The 24,342-nt window shown below is 48.5% G+C and carries 26 protein-coding genes; 17 read left to right on the plus strand and 9 right to left on the minus strand.

The features are described from left to right. The first annotated feature begins 1 nt into the window (after nt 1). Nucleotides 2–466 (plus strand): ATPase, encoded by a 465-nt coding sequence (locus tag BM056_RS07495; RefSeq protein WP_092470286.1) that lies wholly within the window; start codon nt 2–4, stop codon nt 464–466. Between the two features lie 27 nt (nt 467–493). On the opposite strand, the gene BM056_RS07500 is transcribed toward BM056_RS07495, so the two are convergent. The 3 genes from BM056_RS07500 to BM056_RS07510 form a co-directional block, all read right to left on the minus strand. Then, nucleotides 494–1,546, minus strand: coding sequence for a phosphotransacetylase family protein (locus BM056_RS07500; protein WP_092470288.1), 1,053 nt, complete (start codon nt 1,544–1,546; stop codon nt 494–496). A 10-nt stretch (nt 1,547–1,556) separates the two neighbouring features. Further along, nucleotides 1,557–3,659 carry an acetate--CoA ligase alpha subunit gene (acs, locus tag BM056_RS07505; RefSeq protein ID WP_092470290.1) on the minus strand — a complete coding sequence of 701 codons (2,103 nt, stop codon included), beginning with the start codon at nt 3,657–3,659 and terminating at the stop codon, nt 1,557–1,559. A gap of 247 nt (nt 3,660–3,906) precedes the next feature. Beyond that, nucleotides 3,907–4,287: a hypothetical protein gene (locus tag BM056_RS07510; RefSeq protein WP_165613425.1), complete on the minus strand. Its 381-nt coding sequence runs from the start codon at nt 4,285–4,287 to the stop codon at nt 3,907–3,909. Nucleotides 4,288–4,554: 267 nt separating this feature from the next. Here BM056_RS07510 and BM056_RS07515 point away from each other — a divergent pair, with 267 nt between their 5' ends. From BM056_RS07515 to BM056_RS07530, 4 genes are read left to right on the plus strand one after another with little or no spacing between them, the layout of a single operon-like run. Continuing rightward, nucleotides 4,555–5,091, plus strand: a complete 537-nt coding sequence (locus BM056_RS07515) for an RNA polymerase sigma factor (protein ID WP_092470294.1) — start codon at nt 4,555–4,557, stop codon at nt 5,089–5,091. Between the two features lie 13 nt (nt 5,092–5,104). Next, complete coding sequence (locus tag BM056_RS07520; protein WP_092470296.1) at nt 5,105–5,590, plus strand: anti-sigma factor family protein; 486 nt, start codon at nt 5,105–5,107, stop codon at nt 5,588–5,590. Nucleotides 5,591–5,611: 21 nt separating this feature from the next. Continuing rightward, nucleotides 5,612–6,448, plus strand: a complete 837-nt coding sequence (locus tag BM056_RS07525) for a bactofilin family protein (RefSeq protein WP_092470298.1) — start codon at nt 5,612–5,614, stop codon at nt 6,446–6,448. 52 nt (nt 6,449–6,500) lie between these two features. Next, nucleotides 6,501–7,103, plus strand: a complete 603-nt coding sequence (locus tag BM056_RS07530; RefSeq protein WP_238456352.1) for a DedA family protein — start codon at nt 6,501–6,503, stop codon at nt 7,101–7,103. Between the two features lie 234 nt (nt 7,104–7,337). Here BM056_RS07530 and BM056_RS07535 read toward each other — a convergent pair whose 3' ends face one another. From BM056_RS07535 to ylbJ, 6 genes are all read right to left on the minus strand, one after another. Continuing rightward, nucleotides 7,338–8,786 (minus strand): carbon starvation CstA family protein, encoded by a 1,449-nt coding sequence (locus BM056_RS07535; RefSeq protein ID WP_092470299.1) that lies wholly within the window; start codon nt 8,784–8,786, stop codon nt 7,338–7,340. Between the two features lie 158 nt (nt 8,787–8,944). After that, entirely contained in the window at nt 8,945–9,658 is a 714-nt protein-coding gene (locus tag BM056_RS07540) for a LytR/AlgR family response regulator transcription factor (protein ID WP_092470300.1), read from the minus strand. 1 nt (nt 9,659) lies between these two features. Then, nucleotides 9,660–11,411 (minus strand): sensor histidine kinase, encoded by a 1,752-nt coding sequence (locus BM056_RS07545; RefSeq protein ID WP_092470302.1) that lies wholly within the window; start codon nt 11,409–11,411, stop codon nt 9,660–9,662. 189 nt (nt 11,412–11,600) lie between these two features. Continuing rightward, nucleotides 11,601–12,308 carry a class I SAM-dependent methyltransferase gene (locus BM056_RS07550; protein WP_092470304.1) on the minus strand — a complete coding sequence of 236 codons (708 nt, stop codon included), beginning with the start codon at nt 12,306–12,308 and terminating at the stop codon, nt 11,601–11,603. A 170-nt stretch (nt 12,309–12,478) separates the two neighbouring features. Continuing rightward, the gene (locus BM056_RS07555; protein ID WP_092470306.1) at nt 12,479–13,030 is read right to left on the minus strand and encodes a helix-turn-helix domain-containing protein; all 552 of its coding nucleotides are present in this window, start codon (nt 13,028–13,030) and stop codon (nt 12,479–12,481) included. Nucleotides 13,031–13,218: 188 nt separating this feature from the next. Beyond that, nucleotides 13,219–14,481, minus strand: coding sequence for a sporulation integral membrane protein YlbJ (ylbJ, locus tag BM056_RS07560; RefSeq protein WP_092470308.1), 1,263 nt, complete (start codon nt 14,479–14,481; stop codon nt 13,219–13,221). 165 nt (nt 14,482–14,646) lie between these two features. Between ylbJ and BM056_RS07565 the strand changes: the two genes are divergently transcribed. The 12 genes from BM056_RS07565 (at nt 14,647) to ftsY (ending at nt 24,284) form a co-directional block, all read left to right on the plus strand. After that, nucleotides 14,647–15,192, plus strand: coding sequence for a YceD family protein (locus tag BM056_RS07565; protein ID WP_092470310.1), 546 nt, complete (start codon nt 14,647–14,649; stop codon nt 15,190–15,192). Between the two features lie 125 nt (nt 15,193–15,317). After that, nucleotides 15,318–15,494: a 50S ribosomal protein L32 gene (rpmF, locus tag BM056_RS07570; protein WP_092470312.1), complete on the plus strand. Its 177-nt coding sequence runs from the start codon at nt 15,318–15,320 to the stop codon at nt 15,492–15,494. Between the two features lie 218 nt (nt 15,495–15,712). After that, nucleotides 15,713–16,303, plus strand: coding sequence for a transcription factor FapR (gene fapR, locus BM056_RS07575; RefSeq protein ID WP_092470314.1), 591 nt, complete (start codon nt 15,713–15,715; stop codon nt 16,301–16,303). Beyond that, the gene (gene plsX, locus BM056_RS07580) at nt 16,287–17,303 is read left to right on the plus strand and encodes a phosphate acyltransferase PlsX (protein WP_092470316.1); all 1,017 of its coding nucleotides are present in this window, start codon (nt 16,287–16,289) and stop codon (nt 17,301–17,303) included. The genes fapR and plsX overlap by 17 nt, the downstream gene beginning before the upstream one ends. Continuing rightward, a complete protein-coding gene (locus BM056_RS07585; protein ID WP_092470318.1) occupies nt 17,293–18,300 on the plus strand; it encodes a beta-ketoacyl-ACP synthase III in 1,008 nt (335 codons plus the stop codon). The genes plsX and BM056_RS07585 overlap by 11 nt, the downstream gene beginning before the upstream one ends. Further along, nucleotides 18,287–19,273: an enoyl-[acyl-carrier-protein] reductase FabK gene (gene fabK, locus BM056_RS07590; RefSeq protein WP_092470320.1), complete on the plus strand. Its 987-nt coding sequence runs from the start codon at nt 18,287–18,289 to the stop codon at nt 19,271–19,273. The genes BM056_RS07585 and fabK overlap by 14 nt, the downstream gene beginning before the upstream one ends. Nucleotides 19,274–19,275: 2 nt before the next feature. Then, a complete protein-coding gene (gene fabD, locus BM056_RS07595; protein ID WP_092470322.1) occupies nt 19,276–20,211 on the plus strand; it encodes an ACP S-malonyltransferase in 936 nt (311 codons plus the stop codon). Further along, nucleotides 20,212–20,955 carry a 3-oxoacyl-[acyl-carrier-protein] reductase gene (fabG, locus tag BM056_RS07600; protein WP_092470323.1) on the plus strand — a complete coding sequence of 248 codons (744 nt, stop codon included), beginning with the start codon at nt 20,212–20,214 and terminating at the stop codon, nt 20,953–20,955. Nucleotides 20,956–21,052: 97 nt separating this feature from the next. Then, nucleotides 21,053–21,289: an acyl carrier protein gene (gene acpP, locus BM056_RS07605; RefSeq protein WP_092470325.1), complete on the plus strand. Its 237-nt coding sequence runs from the start codon at nt 21,053–21,055 to the stop codon at nt 21,287–21,289. 72 nt (nt 21,290–21,361) lie between these two features. Next, nucleotides 21,362–22,633, plus strand: coding sequence for a beta-ketoacyl-ACP synthase II (gene fabF / locus BM056_RS07610; protein ID WP_238456353.1), 1,272 nt, complete (start codon nt 21,362–21,364; stop codon nt 22,631–22,633). Nucleotide 22,634: 1 nt separating this feature from the next. Further along, nucleotides 22,635–23,339 carry a ribonuclease III gene (gene rnc / locus BM056_RS07615; RefSeq protein WP_092470508.1) on the plus strand — a complete coding sequence of 235 codons (705 nt, stop codon included), beginning with the start codon at nt 22,635–22,637 and terminating at the stop codon, nt 23,337–23,339. 3 nt (nt 23,340–23,342) lie between these two features. Next, on the plus strand, nt 23,343–24,284 hold the full coding sequence (gene ftsY, locus BM056_RS07620; RefSeq protein WP_092470328.1) for a signal recognition particle-docking protein FtsY: 942 nt from the start codon (nt 23,343–23,345) through the stop codon (nt 24,282–24,284). The last annotated feature ends 58 nt before the right edge of the window (nt 24,285–24,342 follow it).

Here is a 24,342-nt window from a genome sequence, read left to right on the forward strand (position 1 = left end):
TTTGGAATTGTTTAATATTTTAAATGAAATGGAGGAGTTGATTGATAGCAGTCCCAGGGTTCCCATGACCAAAAGGGTTCTGGTGGACGAGGACAGGCTGCTTGATTTTCTGGACCGGATTAGGACATCCTTGCCGGAAGAACTTCGCCAGGCCAAGTGGGTTATCCAGGAAAGGGAAAAAGTAATTACAGACTCTAAACGCGAGGCATTACGCATTATGGAGGATGCTGAAAAACAGCTGGAAAAAAGAGCGGACGAATCCGAAGTAACCCGTAAAGCCCAAGAGTTGGCCCATGAGATTGAGGCTCGTGCCGAACAAGTTGCTATTCAGATAAAACAAGGCGCGCGGGAATATGCAGATGAAATTTTATCCGGCCTGGAGGGTGATTTATCCAAAATAGTTGAGGAGATCCGCCAGGGCAGGATGGAATTAAAAGGGATGAAACAAAACAAACAGGCTGTATAAAAAAATAAGCCGCGGCAGTCGCGGCTTTTATTTCTTAAGCTGATCCACAATATACTGCCAATTCACGTGATTATCAATTATCTCCCTGGCTGCATTGATCGCTTGATTATCCCCGGGCCGGATGTTTTTTGATACTTCGGACAGCTTTTCCATAGTGGCGTAAGTATCGTAATGCACCAGTATGACCGGAACACCTTTTTCAGATGCCCTGGCTATCACCTTTACATCCGGATATAACCCCCCGGTTAAGATAATGACCGAGGTGCTGGTTTCCAGCGCGGCCAGAGCCAGGTCGGCACGGTCACCGCCGGTGATAAAGGCCTTGTTGGGGGAACGGCGCAAGTACCCCAGCGCGCTTTCAATAGTCATGGCACCGATGATCAGGTCTTCGACCGGGCGGTCCAGCTTGTCTTCACCCGCCAGCACCTCTCCGCCAAGTGTATCAAAGTATTCCGCCACCGTGGGAAAAGCGAAATCATGCCTGGCCGGTATAATCCCCAGCGTGCGGTAGCCCCTTTCCGAAAGCCGCTGTTGATAGATCCCTTCGGTTTTCGCCAGCAGTGGCCGCGGTACGTTATTAAATATATTGCCGATAACAGGAATGTCCTGCCCGGAAAATTGATTGTTCAGGAATACCGTCTGGTCCAAGCTATAATCATTTTTAATTTTGATGATAAATAAGGCGGCCGCGTTAAGTCTTCGGGCCAGGGTGATTGCATCCAGACCCAGGGTAGACATAATGGAGGGGTCGCTGGCTCCTCCGATAACAACTATGTCTGCGCCGGACGAAACCTTTTCAAAAGTGGCGGTAAGCTGCTCAATTGTTTCACTGTGACGATAAGTTGAAAGATAAGAAGGTCCCGCCTTATAAGGGGCTATCTCGTCAGCATCCGGCTGCATTTCCAGCACCTGTTTCATCAGCAGGGCGTCTCTGTCTTTCCTGGATGCAGCGCCGGTCAGGTTGGCTACCGGCTTGAAATAGGCCACTTTGTAACCCAGGTCTTTTAACTTTAGCGCCAGGCCCACAGCAACGGCAGTTTTTCCGCTTTCCGCCGTTCCCAGAATGAACAGGTTTCTCATTATTAACACCTCACGATACCGTTATTTTAATATCTAGGGCCGATGCGCCCTCTGGATAAGCAAATATCGGATTAATATCCAATTCGGTGATCTCACTGAAATCTGTTACCAGGCGGGCCGTTCTGGCGATGATATCCACAATGGCGCTTATATCGGCCGGCTGTTCACCGCGATATCCCTTCAGCAGCGTGTAAGCCTTTGTTTCTGTAAGCATTTTTTGTATTTCCTTTTCGGTTAGGCCGCGGGCCAACCGGAAGCTTACGTCTTTCATCAGGTTAACGTAAATGCCGCCCAGGCCAAAGGCAATTAAAGGTCCGAACTGCACATCCCTGGACATGCCCACGATTAATTCCGTCCCTTTGGGCATCATTTTTTGAATTTCTATGCCGTGAATAATCACATCCGGCAGGTAACGCTGGATGTTTTCAGTTATTTCAATATACCCCCGCCGTACTTCTGCCGCACTTTTTAAGCCAATCAGCACCCCGCCCACATCGGTTTTGTGCATTATTTTGGGTGACGCCACTTTAAGCACCACCGGGAAGCCGATTTGCTCCGCTAGCTGAACCGCCTGGTCCGGTGAAGCGGCCAGCAACACCGGCGCGGCCGGGATACCGTAAGCCGTGGCTGCCTGGTAAGCCTCACTGCCGAGTAACACAAGCCTGCCGTCCTGCCGGGCGTGTTCAAATATATTTTTAACTGTTTCATGGTCAGCGTTAATAGTTGTTTCCCGGCGCTCTTCCGGCCGTGCTTTCATTTCCGAGTAACGGGACATGCCGCTGATGGCGTTGATGGCAGGTTCCGGAAAGGTAAAGCACGGAATCCCGGCTTCGGATAACAGTTTGGCTCCCGGGGCCAGCATGGGCCCTCCCATATATGCCGCCAGCACGGGTTTGTCCGGGTGTTTTTGGTGCAAATCCACGATGGCCCGGGCTGTCGGCACCGGGTCGGTGACTGCCGTCGGGCAAACCAGTACCACTGCGCTGCCCACGGACGGGTCGGCCAGTACTTTTTCCAGTGCTGTTTGGTAGCGGTCGGCACCGGCATCTCCCAAAACGTCTACCGGGTTATAGATATTTGATTCCGCCGGGAGGCTTTGCCGTAAAGCATCAATAGTATCCTTGGTAAACCGGGCCATGGCCAGTCCCTTGGTTTCAACTGTGTCCGTGGCTACAATACCCGGCCCGCCGGCGTTGGTTACCACGGCAACGTTGCGGTTGGGCGGCACGGGCTGTTCGGCAAAAACCACGGCCAGGTCGAATAGCTCCGGCATGCTGTGGGCCCTGATAATGCCACACTGGTTAAAAGCGGTTTCATAGGCCAGGTCGCTGCCCGCCAGCGCCCCTGTGTGGGATGACGCAGCCATGGCGCCGGCCTGGCTGGTCCCGGACTTTAAGATGATCACAGGCTTTTTACGGGTTGCCCGTTCGGCTACATCCAAAAAATAGTCGCCATTGGCGACATCTTCTATATAGCAAAGGATAACTTTGGTGGTTGGATCATTGGCGGCGGCAGCAATAAAATCCGCCTCGTTAAGCTGGGCTTTGTTGCCCAGGCTGACCACCTTGCTGAAATTGAGCCCGGTGAGGACGCTCCAGTCCAAAATAGCCACCAGCATCGCCCCGCTTTGCGAGATAAAGGTTATATCACCGGTGCGGGCAGGGTAGGTGGCGGAAAAGGACGCGTTAAGATTGGCGTGGGTATTCATCATGCCCACGCAGTTTGGTCCCAGCATGTTCATTTGATAGCTGCTGCAAACCTCAACAAGCTTTTTCTCCAGCTCCAGTCCTTCCCGGCCAACTTCTTTAAAGCCGGCGGTTATTACAACCAGGTGTTTAACCCCTTTTTCCCCGCAGGCTTTCGCCAGGTCCAGGGTCCTGGCTGCCGGTACGGCAACCACCACCAGCTCCGGCGCCTCCTGGATCGCCCCTATATCGGGATAACAGGGCAGGCCTTCGATTTCATCGGCTTTGGGGTTAACCGGGTAAATAGCACCTTTAAATCCGCTGCTGATGATGTTTTTAAGTATGGCGTTGCCAATTTTGCCGGGTTTTTGGGACGCGCCGGCAATAGCAACGGACCGGGGATTAAAAAAACCGGTCAAATCGGTCATTATTTCACCTTCTTAGGGAACGTGATGATTTTAAGCTTTTGATATCTTTTCCCGCGGCAGGATAAAAAATGTATCAAAACAATAAAGCGCCCCTTGGCGCTAATAAAATATTATGTTTGTCATCCTCCAATGCCTTGCAATGAATAAACTTGACGAATACTCAATGGCGATTACTTATCTGATATTATGGTAAACTTAAAAAATAACAAGGGTGAATTTCAGTCACCCTTGTTATTTTTAGGAGCAGTTATTGGCTGCTGATATTGTCCATTTTATGGTAATTATTGCTTGTAACTGCAAACCATGACTTAAATAACCATAATATTAATAAGGCCAGCAGGATTACAATAACGTGTCCGTAGTAGCCTCGTATCAAATTGAAAGCTGCATCCAACCAAAGTACAATGATAGCTGCACGCCATGATTGCCATTTTTGCTGGATCAAACTCCAAGATAGCAATATTTGTATAGTTCCGGCTAATAGGTCAATTAACCAGCTTCCCTTAGTAACTATCCATGGCAAATATTGTTTTAACCATACTATACGGGCCGGTTGATAAAATAGGCATGCGGATAAAATATTTTCAATGCCAATTATAAGGATTAATATGACAGCAATTTTATACAATTTAAATGGGTTATTATTCAATATTTAGTCACCAACCTGTAAGCAAATAAAGCTCTACTTATTTATACAAGAAGGACTTCATAATTATTAAAAAAGTTCATAAAAAATGATAAAGTCCTTTATGGCTATTTTCCATAAATAAAATAAAGTATTTTCATGAACTTTTTAGAGAGTATTCTAGTCCTTTATTAAAAAAGCTTGTGTAAAATGCAGGAATATAAATTACCGAATTAGCAATGTTTCGGGGCTATAATGGGGTTGACCTGATTGGACCAGGAACTTTTTGAGATAATACGCAAGGCAAAACAGGGGGAAAAAGAAGCGTTTGGGCAATTGATGGTTAGGTTTAAGGGGACTGTATTTAGGCAGGCGTACGCCATATTAAATGACCCTGCTGAAGCAGAAGATATTGCACAAGAAGCTTTTCTGAAAGTATACTACACCCTTGGAAAATTAGGGAATGAATATGCTTTTGCATCCTGGCTATCCAGAATTGTAGTGCATTTATGCTATGACCGGATTAAAAAAAGTAAAAAAGAAAAAGAGGCCTTTAACCGTTGGCGGGATGAAGGAAGAAGGAATGATAGCTGCAGGCAAGGTGCAATAGAACATAAGCAGCTTCAGCTGAATATTGCGGAAGCTATGCAAGAACTTTCACCCGAGCAGCGAGTGGTGGTTACGCTGCGTGATGTGCAAGGATTTACTTATGATGAAATAGCGGATATTGTTCAAGTTCCCGTCGGCACGGTTAAATCGCGCATTCATACAGCCAGAAAAGCTCTAAAAAATCTACTTTCAGGATAAAGAGGTAAGGCAAATGCAACAGCATCAACAAATACAAGAGCTAATTTCTGCTTATCTGGATAATGAATTGCCGGATAATGAGCGGTTGATGGTGAATGAACACTTGAACGGCTGCGAAGAGTGCCGTAGCTTGTTTCAAGAATTGTCTGCGCTTAAACAGAGTGTCTTTTATTATTACAACTCTATCGAAGTTCCTGATGTGGAAAACGGGGTAATGGAAAAGATTAAGCCGGTGCATGCGGTTAAATACCCTATCCGGATGATACTGCCATTGTCCTGGGCGGTGATTGCGCTACTAGTAGCATCGCTGCTGCTTTATATCTTTTCACCTGTTGCTATTCTTGGCTCTTCTATTTATAAAATCATGCCGAGTTTATTGCACTTAATGCCAAGGCTTATCAGGGCAATACCTATCTCGCCGGATGGAATTGCATTTACCGCCATCTTAATGTTACTGATTTCGGCATGGTCTCTTCATCGCCTATTGACAGCTAGATAAACCGGATAAAAGGTGGTCTGGATGAAAAAGAAATTCAACAGATTAATTTTATTAATCATAATAACCTTGCTTTTTTTCTGTACCGCTGCAAATGCTTTTGCCGCAGAACAAAGTTTAATCAGGCACCAGGATACCGTGATTTCCGAAGATCAAATGGTTGAAAGCGTCGTGGTGGTTGGGGGCGATGCCACAGTTTACGGATCAGTACGGGATGTAGTAGTTGTAATTAACGGCAACCTGGACATAAAAAAATCGTCTCGCATCATGGGAACGGTTCTGGTGATCGGTGGTAACATCAGGCAGGAACCGGGGGCACATTTAACCGACAATGTGTTGAACATTTCCTTCGACCGGGCAACCAGCAATAGCTTATTGCTTGGAGGGATGCTATTTATTGGTGTCTGGTTTATGCGACTTGTGCTTAGCTTGTTATTTACTTTGTTGCCGTTCATTATAGCAACTATTAGCAAACACCGTTTAGAACCTTTGGTAATATTGGTGCGCCGGTCACCGGAACGTTTGCTGTTAATCGGTTTTGTGTCAAGTTTATTATTGACCGCTATTATAGCTCTTCTGGCTATTACTGTTGTTGGGCTTCCTTTGGTAATATTGCTGCTGCTGGCTTCATTGGTAATTTTCTTACTGGGACTTGCGTCAATAAGTTTGGTCGTGGGGGAATGGCTGCCGGGAAATGACAGGGCACCATACCTTAACACCCTGGGCGGTTCAATTATAATTATATCGGCAATTAATTTTCCTTTCCTCGGCAGCCTGCTTTTATTGAGTCTATTTTGGATTTCCCTGGGGATAGTAATTTTATGGTATTGGGAGAACCGAAAGAATAACAAAGGAATATAAGCGCAACGCAATTGTCCTTTGGTCATTTAAAGGAAGAGAGAGGAATAACAAAGTGGAATTGATTACAGCATGGGTGGACCAGTATGGTTATATTGTATTATTTATTGTGCTAATGCTTGAACCTCTTGGTCTTCCCCTACCCGGTGAATTTATTATGAGTTATTGCGGCATTCTTGCTGCTACAGGACAAATGAACCTGGCTATCAGCTTTGTAATAGCTGTTTTGGGTTGCTTAACCGGCCGAACCGTTTCATATTGGGCAGGTTATAAATTGGGTGTTCCCTTTTTCCAAAAAAACGGTCACCGTTTCCACATGGGACCGGAAAAGATGGAAAAAACCGCCTGGTGGTTCCGTAATTACGGTAATTGGGTGTTGATTATCGGATATTTTATACCTGGTGTTAGACATATTAGTGGTTATTTTTCTGGTATATCTCAAATGCCATTTAGCAAATATGCGGTTTATGCATATACCGGAGCGGTAATATGGATTGGCACATTTGTTGTTTTAGGTAAATTTTTAGGATTACAGTGGAAGCTGCTAAGAAGTAATTTTGATTTAGATGCTTGGGCTCTAGTTATAGTTCTAATGTTAATTTTCATTTTTTACTTATATAAGAATATAAGATATAAGGGAAAATACATGGGAAAATAATGAATTGATGAAAATGGATGAGAAGGGGCCTTGAAATATTCTCTTATTTGCAATTCTGAGAGTGGCAAAATGTAAAGTAAAATAGCAGCTAAAACACCAAAAACACCGGAGGAACGAAAAGATATTTCTCCGGTGTTTTTTATTAAAGCAAGAAGGTAACAGGATGCATTATACCCCTGTCACCAAAAAAACACATTAAGATATCGTACCATTTTTCAAAGGGAGGTGCCAAGTTTAACGAACGGGCTTTTTAGCCGGTGATACAGTCAGTTGGTTGTTTTGGGTGCCAATGGCTTTCTTAATAAACAGTCCAATGGGAATCAGCGCTAAGCCAAAGCCCAGGGGGTAGGCAATGCCGGTAGCCAACTGGAAGCCTTCCGGAGCCATCAGGATATAAGTGAAGGTTACCACGGTCATGAAGGCAGCCGGAATCGAAGCAATGTAATGAAGCTTTTTATTTTGCACCAGGTAAACAGCGGCCGCCCACAGCATAATCATGGCAGTTGTCTGGTTGGCCCAGGCAAAGTAACGCCACAGGAAGTTGAAGTCGATTAAGGTCAGCAGGTAACCCACTGTGAACAGCGGAACCGCAATGGCCAGACGTTTCGTTAAGGGTTTTTGGTTAATTTTTACAAGGTCCGCAATCAACATCCGGGCTCCGCGGAAGGCGGTATCACCGGAGGTGATGGGCAGTACGATAACGCCCAGCACCGCAAGGGTTCCACCCACGGCGCCCAGCATGGTAGTGGCTACGTCTTTTACCACACCGGCAGGACCGGGGCCTCCGGGAGCCAGCACTGCGGCCAGACCCTCGTAACTACCGTAGAAGGTCATACCGGCGGCGGCCCAAATCAGGGCGATGATACCTTCGCCAATCATCATGCCGTAGAATATTTTGCGTCCGTATTTTTCATTTTGAGTACAGCGGGCTATAATCGGTGATTGAGTCGCATGAAAACCGGAAATAGCGCCGCAGGCAATGGTGATAAACAGCAGCGGCCAAATGGGGGATCCTTGCGGGTGCATGTTGGCCAAAGTCAGCTCAGGAATGTTATAGCCCTGGACCATCATGGCGACGGCAACACCAACGGCCATAATCAGCAGCAGTGCGCCGAAGAAAGGGTAGAAACGGCCAATGATTTTGTCAACCGGCAGCAGAGTGGCCAGAATGTAGTAAACCAGGATAATTCCCACCCATACGGATAAAGTCATCCACCCCGGGGTTAAGTTGGCCAGCAAGTTTGCCGGGCCGGTCATGAAAACGGTGCCTACCAGTACTAACAGAATAAGTGCGAATACGTTGGTAAAGGCCTTCATGCCTTTGCCCAAATATTTGCCAACCATGTCCGGTAAACCTGCTCCGCCGTTTCTTATGGAAAGCATACCGGAAAAGTAATCATGAACACCACCGGCCAGGATGGATCCCAGCACAATCCAGATAAAGGCCACGGGACCCCACAGGGCACCCATAATGGGTCCGAAGATGGGACCCAACCCTGCTATGTTCAGCAGTTGAACCAGACTGGCCCGCTTCCATTCAATAGGGACATAGTCCACACCGTCTTCTTTGGTGTATGCGGGGCAGGCATTATTTTCGTTGACGCCAAATACTTTTTCAACGAATTTACCGTAGGTAAAGTATCCCACGACCAGCAAGATAATGGCTGCAATGAAGGTAATCATAACGGCTTCCCTCCTCTGATAATTTGGATTAACTGAATTAATTGATTAATTAGATTTTAATCCAGAAGGGAAACCCTTTGTTTGAATCCTGTATACTTGGTCAAAAAGCCTGTATGGTTGGTCAAAAGCCCGGCCCAAACTGCACACCACCGGACGGCCTAAATATCCAACAGCCGTCTAATCTCTTTCATGCCGCTGCGGCTGACCGGCACTCTGGAAGATTCATTGTCTTTCATCACCAATTGATAGCCTTGAAACGCGGGCTCAATTTTTTCAATCTTATCCACATTGACCAAATAACCATGATGGGGTCTGAAAAACCGCCGGTTGGCCAGGCGCTGTTCCAGGCTTTGCAGTGTATGGTTGGCTGTATAGCAGCTGTTGTCTGTTTTGATCACCACATCTCTGCCCTGGCGTCCGGCGTACACAATATCTGACGGATCCAACAGCTTAATCAGGTCATTATCATGAACGGCAATTTTCTGCCGCAGGAGGTTGTTGCTTTGGTCCTGGTTAACCAGGCGCCGCAATTTTTCGATGGTCTCAGCCACTCGTTCTTTGGAAAAGGGTTTTAACAAATAATCTACAGCATTGACTGTAAAAGCTTTCAGGGCATGCTGGTGATAGGCGGTGGCAAAGACCACCAGGGGAGGATCCGTAAGCCGGGCAAGCTGCCTGGCCACTTCCATGCCATCCCCGCCGGGCATCGCTATATCCAAGAAGACTACATCCGGGCGCTCTTTGCGCAGGACCTGCAGGGCGCACTGGGCGTCATCCGCTTCCCCCACAACTTCCAGACCGGAGTGTTGGTTCAATAAATAAATTAGTTCATCCCGGGCCGGCGCCTCATCGTCCACAACTACTACCCGCATTTTATCCCACTCCTTTCTGTGTTGTTAGGGGAATCTTAAACTGAACCGTGGTTCCTTCATGGGGGGTACTGGCGATAGAAAGACCGTACTCCTGCCCAAAGACACCTGTTAACCTGCTGTGCACATTGATCAGTCCAATGCCGTCGGTATTTTGCCGTTTATCTTCATCCAACAAATCTTCTATTTTTGCCCTTGCCATCCCCACACCATTATCTTGAACGGTTATCAACACATCGTCGCCTTGCTCCACCGCCTTGACCATAACGGCAGACTGGGGGGTAATTTTCGCAAACCCGTGCCGGACAGCATTTTCTACCAGGGGCTGCAGAGTTAATGGCGGTAGGGCAATGTCATGCAGACTATGGGGTACATCAATAATTACTTTTAACCGGTTGGAAAAGCGTGCCTGCACCACCGCCAGGTAAGCCTGCACATGTTTAATTTCAGTTTCCAGACTGGTCCACTTGCATAAAGAGCTTTTTAAATTCTGTCTGATGTAATTGCCCAGTTCGATGAGAACCCGGCGGGCTTCATCAGGATTCGTCCGGATTAAAGAGACCACCGTATTCAGGGCATTAAATAAAAAGTGCGGGTTTATCTGGGCCTGAAGGGCCTTGATTTCTGCATTCTGCAGCAGTTTGGCCTGTTGCTCCGCCTCGCCCAGCTCCAGTTGGGTGGAAAAGAGGTGGGCCAGCCCTCCGGCCAATTCCACCATTAGCTTGTCCGGCTTGCGGCGCTTTACGGAATACAACTTAAGGGTGCCTATTACCTTTTTGCCGCTGTGCAGGGGAACTACAATCGCTGATTGCAAGGGACAGTCTAGATTTTTACATAGGATTTCCGAGGGATTGGAGGCTGTCTTCAGTTGCCCCTGTTCCAGCACTTGCCGGGTGACTTCTGTTAAAATAGGGGTTCCGGAAAGATGGTGATTCGCTCCTTCGCCCACGTGGGCTAAAATAACCCTGTCATCGGTGATAGCCACCGCACCGGCCCCGGACTCCTCATAGATGATGCGGGCAGCGACCAGGGCGGAGTCATAGTTCAGCCCGGTCCTCAAATGGGCCAGAGTTTTATCTGCAATGGCTAGGGCTTTTTGGGCCTGGACAGCGCCAATAGCTCGCTCGCGCTCCAACACGGTTAAAACAATGGCAATAAATAATGCGATACCAAAGCTGTTGGCCACAATCATTGGAACGGCTATAATTTTTACCAGGGCCAAAGCTTTATAAAAGGGGTTGGCCACTAGTAAAATAATAGCCATTTGACCCAATTCTCCGGCAATACCGGTGGCCAGGGCTACGCCAGGGGAAATTACCGTGTGCTGCCGCATCCGATAATAGACCAGACCGGCCAACAGCCCTTCATAAACGGTGGAAATACCGCAGGCGATATCGGTGAAGCCCCCGAGGGACATTCTATGGATACCGGCTATCAGGCCTGCTCCCAGCCCGGCCGGCAGACCGCCCAACAGACCGGCTACGATAACCCCGATGGCCCTGGAGTTGGCAATGGCGTCCTCATAGGAGAGGGAACCGGGAAACTGGTGTTGCACCTCTCCCGGGCTGACGGTGATACCGGTATAGGTTCCGGTTATACCGAATAAGCCAAAAATGACTGCCAGAACCAATTTGTTTTTCAGACTGGGTTTGTGTTCCAGCAAAGAACGAAAACCTGTCCAACGAGTAAATAAAAACGCTATGGCCACAATAAAACCCATTCGTTCGGCCATAGAGATCAGTAGCAGCCAGGACAAACAAGACACCCCTTATTATAGATTTTCAAAAAGAAACGAAACTTATTATATTAAAAAAGGGGGCAGGCTTGAAATATTCACTTATATGCTATACTAAGAGCGGTAAAGTGTAAAATAAAAGAGCAGCTAAAACGCAAAAAACACCGGAGGAAGCGGAAAGATGGTTCTCCGGTGTTTTTCTCCATGATGTTATTTTTTTGTACACACATAGACTCCCATAAAACCTTCATGGTAGTCCAGTTTATCAATACTAAATCCCGCCCTTTGGATTAAGCCTTCCATTACCCAGTCGAGAGTCGAATATTCATTTTTAATATGAGCCTCTATGTCCCGGGCAATTTTATCGTCAGCAGAAAGACTTATGTTACTAATCCAGTTACTAAAGAAGTCATCATAATCATTGACCTTTGAAGTGTAGACTATATCTCTTAAGTAAAATTTACCACCCGCGCTCAGCATTTTATAGATACGCCTAAGAGCTACCAGTTTCCAAAAATCAGGAAGATGATGCAGTGCAAGCTGCGAAACAACGGCGTTTAAAGGCATACCCTTGTGCTCATAAGTTAAAAAGCCTGCATGACAAAATTTAATGTTGCTTATGCCCCGGTTTTCTGCCTTTTGCCTTGCAAATTCCAGCATTACAGGTGAAATATCCACAGCATAAACTTTTTCACATAGCCTGGAAGCCTCAATTGCGAATTCTCCCGTTCCACTTCCGAATTCCAGAACCAGATCATTTTTATTCAATCCAATGATGTCTATAACAATACGGATTTCTGTTTTAATATCCCTGATTTTCGCATGTCGCGTGTCATAAGCCTGTACTTCTTCAATGTTCGCATAATCTTTGCCAATTTGCTGAAATTCATCATACTGCCATGCGGGATAGGTACTCATGATTAGACCTCCTTGAAAACATTAATATTTTTTGACGCTGATTTTGGGACCAATGCGTTCTGTTCGTAATTTGCGGTCTTGGAGTTGAAATTTACATCAGACATAAACACCCCTTCTGTTTATTGTTGATTAACACGGTTTATTGTCGATAAACTTACAGCGTAAAAAAATTACGGACACAGAAGAGCAAGGTATTTTACCTTTTGTCCCGATAGCGGTGAAGGGCCGTGTGTATTTTCCGCATTGAAATAAATGGAGTCTCCTTCCGAGACGAGGTATTCTTCATCCCCGTAAAGGTACTTCATGGCTCCCGCCAGAATATATATAAACTCCTGTCCGGGGTGATTATACAGCTTTGTTTTGTAATTATCCGGATCTTCGATGCTGATCATCAACGGCTCAATCTTTTGCCGGGGGTATCCGCTTACCAGGGTCTCTATCACTTGTCCGTTCGGCAGGTTTTCCGGGCTGTATTTCAATCGCTGTTCTTTGCGAACGATTTTAATTTGCAGCGCGTCAGACGGACTGAACAGGTCCCCCAGGGAAACATCCAGAGCCTTTGCTATTTTCACTAAAGTGGAAACCGGGGGAGAGACTTTATTATTCTCTATCTTGGATATCAGACCTTTCGTAAACCCGGTTCTTTTAGCCACTTCTTCAAGAGTTAGCTCTTTTTCCGTTCTGATACTTTTAATTCTTTGGGCGATAATGTTTTCTTCCATTTTTTTAGTCCTTGTGTTTATTGATATGAAACATATTATTGTGGCAGTCAACGCATTGTCAAGTATTGATTAGGCTAAAACTTATACGTTTTTATTTTTTAAAGCCCATTCCATTACATCCTTGAAGTTGTTTGCCCTTCCTTGCATTGATACCGGTTAAAATTTATATACCATGCCAAATTAACCGGTTAAAAAAGACGCAGCACCGCCCGCAGGCTATGCACAATTATTCTGTAAACCAGAGCCAGTGCGATCAGCAGGCCCAGCAGCATTCCCATAGTGCAAAAGGCTCCATAAACCATTTTAAAGGTTGAACCGTGTGCGGCGTGCAACAGGGGAGAAAAGACCGGTGTGGTCAGCAGCGCACCGGCTATTCTTTCATTACTATATAAAAATTTGAGTAAGACTGCCGCCAGAAAAGCGTGGGCCACGCGGGTCAGGACGAATATTTTCATGTTCATGTCTGTTCCCGAGATCATGCTGGCCACCTGCGCCTGGATACAAAGCCCGCTCCAGCCCAGGATCATGGCCACCGCCATTAACTTATCCAATTGGCTGCCGGAAGCTTCAGAAGCCAGTTTGGTGCCCATGGTCATTTCAAACATGCCGCTGGCCAGGGCTTTTAATATGTCGGGCGGGAAGCCGAGAGGAGCCAGGATCAATCCGAGCACGGAAGCAATGGCTTGTATGGCGCCAACATCCTGCATAATTCGAATAATTACGGCAAATAAAATGATAAAGCCTCCGATATTGAGCAGCTTGGTAACGGAAGAGGCCACCGCTTCCCCCAATAATTTGCCCAGCGGTATTCGTTCCTTGCGCTGGTGCTCGATCAGAGCATTAATGGCGGCAATAACGGAACGGTTCTGGTTGCTGCTGTTATGAGACATACCTTCACGGTCATGTCTTTTATAAAATCTCAGGCCAATACCGAGCAAAAGATTCGCCAGGTAGTGGGAACCGGCTATCAATACCCCAAATTCCGGCCGGCCGAACATGCCCACGGCAACTGCTGTTAACATGAACAAAGGGCTGGAATTATTGGTGAAGCTCATTAAGCGCTCACCTTCGGTTTTAGAACATAATCCGTCCCGGCGCAGTTGGGCTGTGACCATACCACCGATGGGAAAGCCGCTGGTAAAGCCGATAACCATTACGAACCCGCCTGTCCCCGGCACATTGAAGATTGGCCGCATTACCGGCTCCAGCAGCGTGCCGATAAACCTGACCAGACCCAGCCTCATCAATATTTCTGAAGTTATAAAAAATGGCAGCAGAGAAGGGAACACAATTTCCCACCAGGCTTTCAGCCCTGCAATGGCCCCCTGGAAAACCAGCACCGGCCGGTGAACCATGCAAAATACAAAACATACGGCCAGCAGAGTCCAAATTAACCCGGGAATGTCTTTTCTCTCAATGCCATTTGATAAATGGCCGCGCCTCAGTGGCATCGGGCACCCCCCCCCACTGTATAACAATATGCATCATTAGCTAATACAAGCACTTTAAAGATTGCCTGGCTGCAATGTTAGCGAAAACGGTTACATTACTTTATCTTGACAAAGAACTCACATGTTTATATAATTTTACCTGTTGAGTAGCAGGAGGGGTTATCTGTGCCCTTTTTGAATGTGGAGCACTTAAAAAAGGAAGAAGGCAAACGAGAGCAGGTTAGTTTTACCGGCGAACTGCCGCCCATCCCGGCGGACGGGGGCGATATCAAGCATGCCCAACCCGCCAGGTTTGATCTGGTTCTTACAAATATCGGTGATGCTATAGCAGTGGAAGGTCAGGTGGATGCTGACCTGGAAGTTGTGTGCAGCCGGTGCCTGGAGAACTTTGTTATTACAATTAGCTCTGATTTTATGGAAACCTATTACGACCCGGCCAAGTATGCCGGCGGGCCCCGGGAAGATGACTGGATTCCGTATTCAGGCGACAGCATAGATATTACCCCCGAGGCCAGCAATACGATCCTGGTCAACTTGCCGCTGCGGTTTATCTGTGATGCCGGTTGCCAGGGCCTGTGTTCCTTATGCGGAACCAATTTAAACAAAGGCAAATGTAATTGTGAACAAGAAGATATCGATCCACGTATGGCGAAATTAAAGGAATTAATAACTTCTCAGGAGACAGGAGTCAGAAGTCAGGAGTCAGAATAATTTTGGCGTAAAATTCAATTGGAATGAATTAAATTCCTACTGAATTCTGACTACTGAATTTTAGTTTTAACATTTCTGACTGCCTGAAATAATTTAATCGGAATTATTATAAAGGGGGTGTAGACATGGGAGTACCCAAGAGGAGAATGTCCAAACAAAAGAAACGTCAGCGCAGGGGAGCAAATTGGAAAATTGAAGCCCCCAAGCTGGTAGAATGCCCGCAATGTCATGTTTTGACGGTACCGCATCAGGTTTGTGCGGGATGCGGTTACTACAAAGGCAAGGAGATAGTGGCAAAATAAGGCTGAAATAGTGCTGGAATAATCTGGAATATACTAGTAATATATTGGATAGTAACTAATTTAAGTAAACCTATAAGAAATAAGCTCGAAAGAGGGCTTATTTTTTTGTGTTTATCTTTATTGCTTTTTATTGCCTGCTAAGGTATACTCTGTTTTAGCACCTGGTGCTAAGCCAAGGTGCTTAGCTGCCAGCAAAACTTATCGGTTGGGTGTGCGGTATGGCCAAGAACGGTAACGGGAAAGCAGACAGACACAATTTGATGCAAAGGTATTTAGAGGGAAACCCCTTTTTAACTGACGAAGACCTTGCTCATATTTTAAAGGTCAGCATTCAAACCGTGAGGTTGGACCGGGCGGAGCTTAAAATTCCGGAAATGCGTGAGCGCGTAAAAAATATGGCCCGGGGTATTTACCGTAATATACGGGCCATTGAAGAGAGTGAAATTGTAGGTCAACTGGTAGACATTGAGATGGGGCGGGAAGGTTTGTCCATACTCACTGTTAACGAAACAATGACTATGAGTAAAACCAGGGTGCTGGACGGTCGTTACCTTTTTGCCCAGGCCAATTCACTGGCCCTGGCGCTGATTGATACAGATGTGGCGCTGACCGGCACCGCCAAGCTGAGTTTTAAAAGGCCGGTGTTTAAGGATGAAAAAGTGCTGGCCAGAGCGACTATCACCAGGAAAAAGGGTAATAAATATATGGTAAGAGTTTCGTCCCATGTTAAGGAAGACTTGGTATTTCAAGGCAAGTTGTTGGTTTTTGACTTATCCGAGGAGGTCAATAAACTTGAAAATAGCCCTTGACGCCATGGGTGGCGATCATGCTCCGCGGGAAATAGTGCGTGGTGCCTGGAATCTATGCCGGGAAACCGGACAGAAAGTTATTTTGGTAGGAGATCAAGAAATCATCAATAAGGAACTGGAGCTGCTGGAGTCCTGCCAAGGGTTGGAAGTTGCTCACGCGCCGGAAGTGATCAGCATGGATGAAGCGCCGGCAACGGCGGTGAGGCGCAAGAAGAATGCTTCCATTGTTATAGCAGCAGAGCTTGTACGCAGTGGTGAGGCTTCCGCACTGGTTTCCGCCGGAAGTACAGGGGCCACTATGGCGGCAGCGCTGCTGCGGCTGGGTAGAATCAAAGGCATCGACCGGCCGGCCATTGCCAGCGTATTGCCGGTGGAACAGGGAACTACCGTTTTGCTGGACGTGGGTGCGAATGTGGATTGCAAACCCAAAAACCTGCTGCAATTTGCCATTATGGGCTCACTTTATGCGCATAAAATTTTAGGTTTACCAACTCCCAAAGTTGGATTAATCAATATTGGTGAAGAGAGTTCCAAGGGAAATGAGCTTACCCTGGGGGCTTATCCGCTGCTGTCTAATTCAGGACTTAACTTTTATGGCAACATTGAAGGCCGGGATGTATTCCACGGGTCGGTGGATGTGGCGGTTTGTGACGGTTTTGTTGGAAACGTTGTACTAAAAACAGGCGAGGGGCTGGCTGCAGCCTTGATGAATATGATCAAAAAGGAATTGCAGCAAAGTGGCTTAGCCAGACTGGGCGCTGTTTTGTCACTGCCGGCGCTAAAAAATCTAAAAAGAAGATTGGATTACTCCGAATACGGCGGTGCGCCGTTGCTGGGGGTTAACGGAGTGGCGATAGTTTGCCACGGCAGTTCCAAGGAACATGCGATCAAGAATGCTTTAATCAGAGCCAAGGAATCAGTGGATACCGGGCTGATTAATGCCATCAGTGCCAGCCTGGTAGGCCAGGCCAGAGAGGTTGATATTGCCAATGAATGTTGAACAAAAAATAAGGGCCGGAATTGTGGGACTGGCAACATACGTTCCAGAAAAGGTGTTAACCAACAGCGACTTGCAAAAGATGGTTGATACCAGTGACGAGTGGATTGTTTCCCGGACCGGCATTCGCGAAAGAAGAGTGGCCGCACCGGAAGAAGCTACGTCGGACATGGCCTATCAAGCTTCAGTAAAGGCGTTGGACGATGCGGGCATCAAACCGGAGGAAATCGACTTAATCATTACGGCCACCAACACCCCTGATATGATCTTCCCTGCGACGGCGTGCCTGCTCCAGGACAAGTTGGGTGCTAAAAACGCCGGCGCTTTTGATTTGCTTGCCGGGTGTACGGGGTTTCTTTACGCAATCTCTGTGGCGTCACAGTTTGTTGAAGCCGGTAATGCCGGGACGGTGCTTGTGGTTGGATCTGAGGCCCTGACCAAAATTATGGATTGGCAAGATCGTAATACCTGCGTTTTATTTGGTGACGGTGCAGGTGCGGCGGTAATCAGGCAGGTGCCGGGTGACAGGGGCATTTTATCCAGCGCACTGGGCGCGGACGGATCCGGCGCATACCATCTTTATATACCGGGGGGGGGCTCAAGATACCCCATATCTGCGGAAGTAATCGAACAGGGGCTGCAATACACCCGCATGAACGGGCGGGAGGTTTTTAAATTTGCCGTTAGGGCCATCGAGGAAGGCTCGGCTAAAGTTTTACAGCAAGCCGGGCTGAGCGTGTCGGATATTGATTATTTAATCCCGCACCAGGCCAATATCCGGATTATTGAACATGCTGCAAAAAAACTGAACCTGCCGATGGATAGGGTCGCTGTCAACATTGACAGGTACGGTAACACGTCAACGGCGTCAATTCCGCTGGCTCTGGAAGAAACATTGAACAGTGGAAAAATAAAGGATGGAGATAACGTAATTATGGTTGGTTTCGGCGCCGGCTTGACCTGGGCCTGTATGCTAATAAAATGGTATGATTACAAGTAATAAAGAGGTTTTGGGGGAGGGAGAGGCTATTAGAACTCGCGTTTGCGATTTGCTGGAAATAGAGTACCCTGTACTGCAGGGTGGCATGGCCTGGGTTTCAACGGCCGAACTCGTTGCCGCTGTCAGTGAAGGGGGCGGGCTGGGCATTATCGGCTCGGGCCAGGCGCCGCCTGACTGGGTCAGGGAACAGGTCAAGAAAACCAAGGCCATAACCGGCAGGCCGTTCGGCGTAAATGTTATGCTGCTTTCACCCTATGCTTCCGAAATAATGGAACTGCTGGTGGAAGAAAAAGTGGCGGTTGTAACCACGGGGGCGGGAAACCCCGGTAAGTTCGTGGAGCGATTGCACGGCGCAGGGGTAAAAGTTATTCCGGTTGTTTCATCTGTGGCACTGGCGAAGAGACTGGCCCGTTCCGGTGTGGATGCGCTGATAGCCGAGGGTATGGAGTCGGGCGGCCATATCGGAGACTTAACCACCATGGCTTTGGTACCCCAGATTGTTGATGCGGTTGATTTACCGGTTATAGCAGCCGGAGGCATCTTTGACGGCCGGGGCATGGCCGCGGCAATGATGCTGGGAGCCGAGGGCGTACAGATGGGGACCAGATTTATTTGCGCCGCTGAATGTACAGTTCACGCGCGGGTTAAGGATATGGTTATCAAAGCCAGGGACAGGGATACCATAGTAACCGGAAGGCCCACGGGGCACCCGGTCAGGGTTTTAAAGAATAAACTAACCAGGCAGTTCCTGGAATTGGAAGAGCGCTGCGCCGGCGGCGAGGAGTTTGAAAGACTGGGTGCAGGGCGCTTAAAACTGGCCATGCAGAGTGGAGACGTGGAAATGGGTTCGGTTATGGCCGGGCAAGTTTCCTCAATGGTAAGGAATATACAGCCGTCCCGGGATATCATTGCAGAAGTTGTGACCGGGGCGGAGCAGGTGATAAAAGGCGTTTCCGGCAGGGTGGTGAGCTAAGGATGCTGTCATTTGTCTTTCCGGGACAAGGCTCCCAGTTTGTGGGCATGGGTAAAGCATTTTATCAACAATATGCTTTTATCCGTGAGATTTTTGCAGAAGCGGACCAGGCCCTGGCTTTTTCGCTTACTGAGCTAATTTTTGAAGGCCCCGAGGAAGAGCTGAAGAAAACCGTTAATGCTCAGCCGGCGATATTAACTGTTAGCGTGGCCATGCATGAAATGCTTAAAAGAGAAGGATATAAGCCGGATGTTGTTGCCGGCCACAGCCTGGGCGAATACTCGGCGCTGGTGGCTGCCGGTGCGCTGAATTTTTCGGACGCAGTACGCCTGGTCAGGTTGCGCGGCCGGTTTATGCAAGAGGCTGTGCCCCTGGGACAGGGCGGGATGCTGGCGGTGCTGGGGCTGTCCCGGCAGCAAGTTGTGGAAGGCTGCCGTCAGGCGGCGGCATTTGGAGTTGTTGAAGCCGCCAATTTCAACTGTCCCGGACAGGTGGTGGTGGCAGGCGAAAGCCAGGCACTGGAACGGGCCGGGGAATTATTTAAGCAGCTGGGGGCCCGGCGGTGCATTCCACTCCAGGTTAGCGCCCCCTTCCACAGCAGCCTGATGGTTCCCGCCGGTGCCAGACTGGCCCCGGAACTTGAAAAAGTGGAAGTCAAAGACCCTGACATTCCCGTTATCGCCAATGTTTCGGCAGATTACGTTAAGACCGCAGCCGGCGTTCGTGATGCACTGATCAAACAAGTTTCCAGCCCGGTGCTATGGGAACAATCAGTTTTGCGTATGATAGAAGGCGGCGCAAAAATACTGCTTGAAGTCGGGCCGGGGCAGGTGTTGACCGGGCTGATCAGAAAAATAAGTAAAAATGTTACCGGCGCCAGCTTTAATGATCAAACAGAGCCGGCTGCCATATATAATCTGTTAAAGGAGGCGGTATAAATGGAACTTGAAGGCAGGGTAGCCATGGTTACCGGTTCCTCCAGGGGTATAGGCAGAGCCATTGCCATTGAACTGGCCAGGCGCGGAGCTGCGATTGCAGTCAATTACGCAGGTAATGCCGCGGCGGCACAGGAAACAGTGGCCGCTATAACCGATGCCGGCGGGCGGGCCATGGCCATACAAGCTGATGTTGCCGACCAGGAACAGGTTGACGCGATGATGAAACAAATACTGAATGAATATGGGCGGCTGGACATTCTGGTTAATAACGCCGGGATTACCAGGGATAACCTGTTGCCAAGGCTGCGCGAGAGTGATTGGGATGCCGTGCTGAACGTCAATCTTAAAGGGGCTTACAACTGCGCCAAAGCGGTGATGCGCCCCATGCTTAAAGCAAGGTGGGGGCGAGTAATCAATATCAGTTCGGTAGTCGGGCTGACGGGCAACGCGGGGCAGGCCAATTACGCCGCCGCCAAAGCCGGGCTGATCGGCCTTACCAAGTCACTGGCGCGGGAACTGGGTTCACGCAGCATTACCGTTAACGCTGTGGCCCCGGGTTATATTATGACCGATATGACTGACGGCTTGACTGAGGAAAATAAAAACAAAATGCTGGCCGGAGTTCCTTTAAACAGGTTTGGTTATCCGGAAGAAATTGCTTCCGCCGTTGCCTTTCTGGCCGGGGAAGGGGCCGGGTATATTACCGGTCAGGTTATCGTGGTTGATGGCGGCATGACTATGTAAACAGTAAAAAACGGAGCATAGCTTCCGTTTGATGATACCAATTAAGTTATCCAAGGTTTTAAAGGCTTAAAAAATTGAATACTTGAAAGGAGGTGGCATGGTGTCAGCAGTGTTTAACCGCGTAAAGGAAATTATTGTGGAACAGCTTGGTGTCGAGCCGGAAGAAGTTAAATTGGAAGCTTCTTTTGTGGACGACCTGGGAGCGGATTCCCTGGATATAGTTGAACTGGTTATGGCTCTGGAAGAAGAATTCGATATCCAAATTCCGGATGAGGATGCTGAAAAGATTCGCAAGGTGGGGGAAGTAATTAAGTACATTGAAGAACACAAATAATCAAAAAAGACCCGCCGGCACCAACCGGTGGGCTTTTTTAAAAATATGTATTGGCACCGGGGAGGTGCGGTTTTGACAAACAAAAGAGCAGTAATAACGGGCATCGGTGTTGTTACTCCGCTAGGAAACAGCCTGGAGGCATTTTGGAGCAATCTGGTGGAAGGTAAAAGCGGAGTAGGACCGATAACTCATTTTGACACCAAGGATTATACCAGTACAATAGCGGCCGAAGTCAAGGATTTCAATCCCAAAGACTTTGTGGCCCATAAGGAAGCCCGGCGGATGGACCGCTTTACCCATTTTGCCCTGGCGGCTACAGCAATGGCGGTGGAAAACGCGGGGCTGAATATTGATAAGATTAACCGCGACAGGTCCGCAGTAATCCTGGGCACCGGGGTAGGCGGATTGCAAACGCTGGAAGATCAGCACAAAGTGATGCTGGATAGAGGGCCGGACCGGGTTAGCCCGTTTTTCATCCCCATGATGATCGCTAATATGGGTGCCGGTCAGATAGCCATCAAGTACGGGCTGCGGGGCTGTAATATTACAACCACGAGCGCCTGCGCTTCCAGCACCAACGCTGTCGGTGAGGCCTTTAAGCTGATACAGCGCGGTCAGGCCGATGTGGTTATCAGCGGAGGCGCCGAAGCTCCTGTAACACCTCTTGCCGTGGCGGGCTTCTGCTCCATGAAAGCCCTGTCCACGCGTAACGATGATCCCGCCGGAGCCAGCCGTCCTTTTGATGCCGGAAGGGATGGGTTTGTCATTGGCGAAGGTTCGGTTATCCTAGTCCTGGAGGAAATGGAGCACGCTCTGGCCCGGGGAGCCGATATACTGGCAGAAATTACCGGTTACGGGGCGTCCTGCGACGCCTATCACATCACAGCCCCCGACCCGGAAGGGTCCGGCGCCGCGCTGGCAATGAAAATGGCCATACAGGACGCAGGTATACAACCTGCCGGTATAGATTATATTAATGCTCATGGCACATCTACGCCACTGAACGATAAGCTGGAAACCGTAGCAATTAAGGAGGTTTTTGGCGAGTACGCCTATAAAGTGGCGGTCAGTTCCACCAAGTCCATGACGGGACACCTGCTGGGTGCGGCCGGGGGGCTGGAGGCCGCCGTGTGCGTGTTGGCGATCAACCGGGGCATCATTCCGCCCACTATCAATTTGGAGACTCCTGATCCCGAGTGTGACCTGGATTATGTGCCCAACACGGCGCGCAAAGCCGGTATTGCGGTTGCCTTAACCAATTCTATCGGGTTCGGGGGGCATAACGCCACGTTAATTTTCGAAAGGTTTAATCTTGAAAGGGCAGCAGCTGAAAGGGTATTATAATATGGGTCGAGTCTATCCGGAACTGGATGAACTTCAGCAGCGGGTAAATTACTCCTGGCAAGATACAGGGCTTTTACGCCAGGCGCTGGTCCACAGCTCTTATACCTATGAAAACAAGGACCGGGGCGACAAGCATAATGAGCGCCTGGAGTTTTTGGGAGACGCCGTGCTGGAGCTGATAATCAGTGAATATTTCTACCGGGTTTATTCCGCAAAGCCTGAAGGGGAACTAACCAAAATGCGTGCCATGACCGTTTGTGAACCGTCGCTGGCGGGAGTGGCGCGTCGTTTAAATCTGGGCAAGTATATGCTGATGTCCAGAGGGGAAGAAAAATCCGGTGGCAGGGACAGGCCCGCCTTGCTGGCGGATGCCTTTGAGGCTTTGCTTGGGTCGGTTTACCTCGACGGAGGGATTGAAGAGGCCCGCAAGGTAGCGTTATCCCAACTTGGCGACGTCATTAAACAGGTTGTTGCAGGACAAACCATCCGCGATCACAAAACTATGCTGCAGGAATATTTGCAAAGCAAGTCCCAGGACCCAATTTCGTATAGTGTCATTGACGAAGCCGGACCCGACCATGATAAAACCTTTACCGCAGTGGTTGAATATCAGGGTAAAATAATGGGCAAGGGACGGGGCAGAACCAAAAAAGAGGCGGAGCAGCAGGCGGCCAGGATGGCCCTGGAATCCTATCTTGGGAGGTAGACTATGGGTTTTTTCGGTAAGCTGAAAGATAGCTTGACTAAAACAAGAAAAAACTTTGTGGAAAAAGTTGAAGCAGTCGTTACGGGACGGACAATTATAGATGAAAACCTGTATGAGGAGCTGGAGGAAACTCTGATTCAGGCTGATGTCGGCATTGACACTGCTTTGGAGTTAGTTGAAAATTTGCGGGCTGAGGTCAAAAAACGCAAAATTGGCAGCCCCGAAGAGCTGCCCGCAGTACTCAAAGAACTGATCCAGAATGCTTTGGGCATTGAAGCAGGCGGAATCGAAATCAGTGCCGAGCAGCCCTTTGTAATTATGGTGGTAGGAGTTAACGGTGTGGGAAAAACAACCACCATCGGCAAGCTGGCCAATTTTTATAAGGAACAAGGGAAAAGCGTGATCATGGGTGCTGCCGATACTTTCCGGGCGGCTGCCATCGACCAGTTGGAGATATGGGGAAACCGTGTTGGTGTCCCGGTTATTAAGCACTCCGAGGGATCGGACCCCGCAGCGGTAGCTTTTGATTCGCTGCAGGCGGCTAAAGCCCGTAACGCTGACGTTTTAATTATAGATACTGCAGGACGTTTACATACCAAAAGTAACTTGATGGACGAACTGAAAAAGGTCCGCAGGGTAATTGGCCGGGAATTACCTGGCGCTCCTCACGAGGTGCTGCTGGTCGTGGACGCAACCACAGGGCAAAACGCCATCAGCCAAGCCAAACTGTTTAAGGAAGCAGTTGATGTGACAGGATTGGCGTTAACTAAATTAGACGGCACCGCCAAGGGCGGAGTAGTCGTAGCTGTAAAGCAAAGTTTGGGCATACCAATTAAAATGATCGGCGTCGGTGAAGGAATTGACGATTTGCGACCCTTTAGTGCCAAGGAATTTGCAGACGCGCTGTTTGCCCGAAGCGATCAAACAGAAGTGCAGGCAGTTTAAAGCGGGCGGAGCTAATCCAGCCCGTTTTTTACATTCGAAAGTAACTACGATGAAGGCG

It is taken from the genome of Desulfotruncus arcticus DSM 17038 (assembly GCF_900113335.1).
In the GTDB taxonomy this organism is placed as follows: domain Bacteria; phylum Bacillota; class Desulfotomaculia; order Desulfotomaculales; family Desulfallaceae; genus Desulfotruncus; species Desulfotruncus arcticus.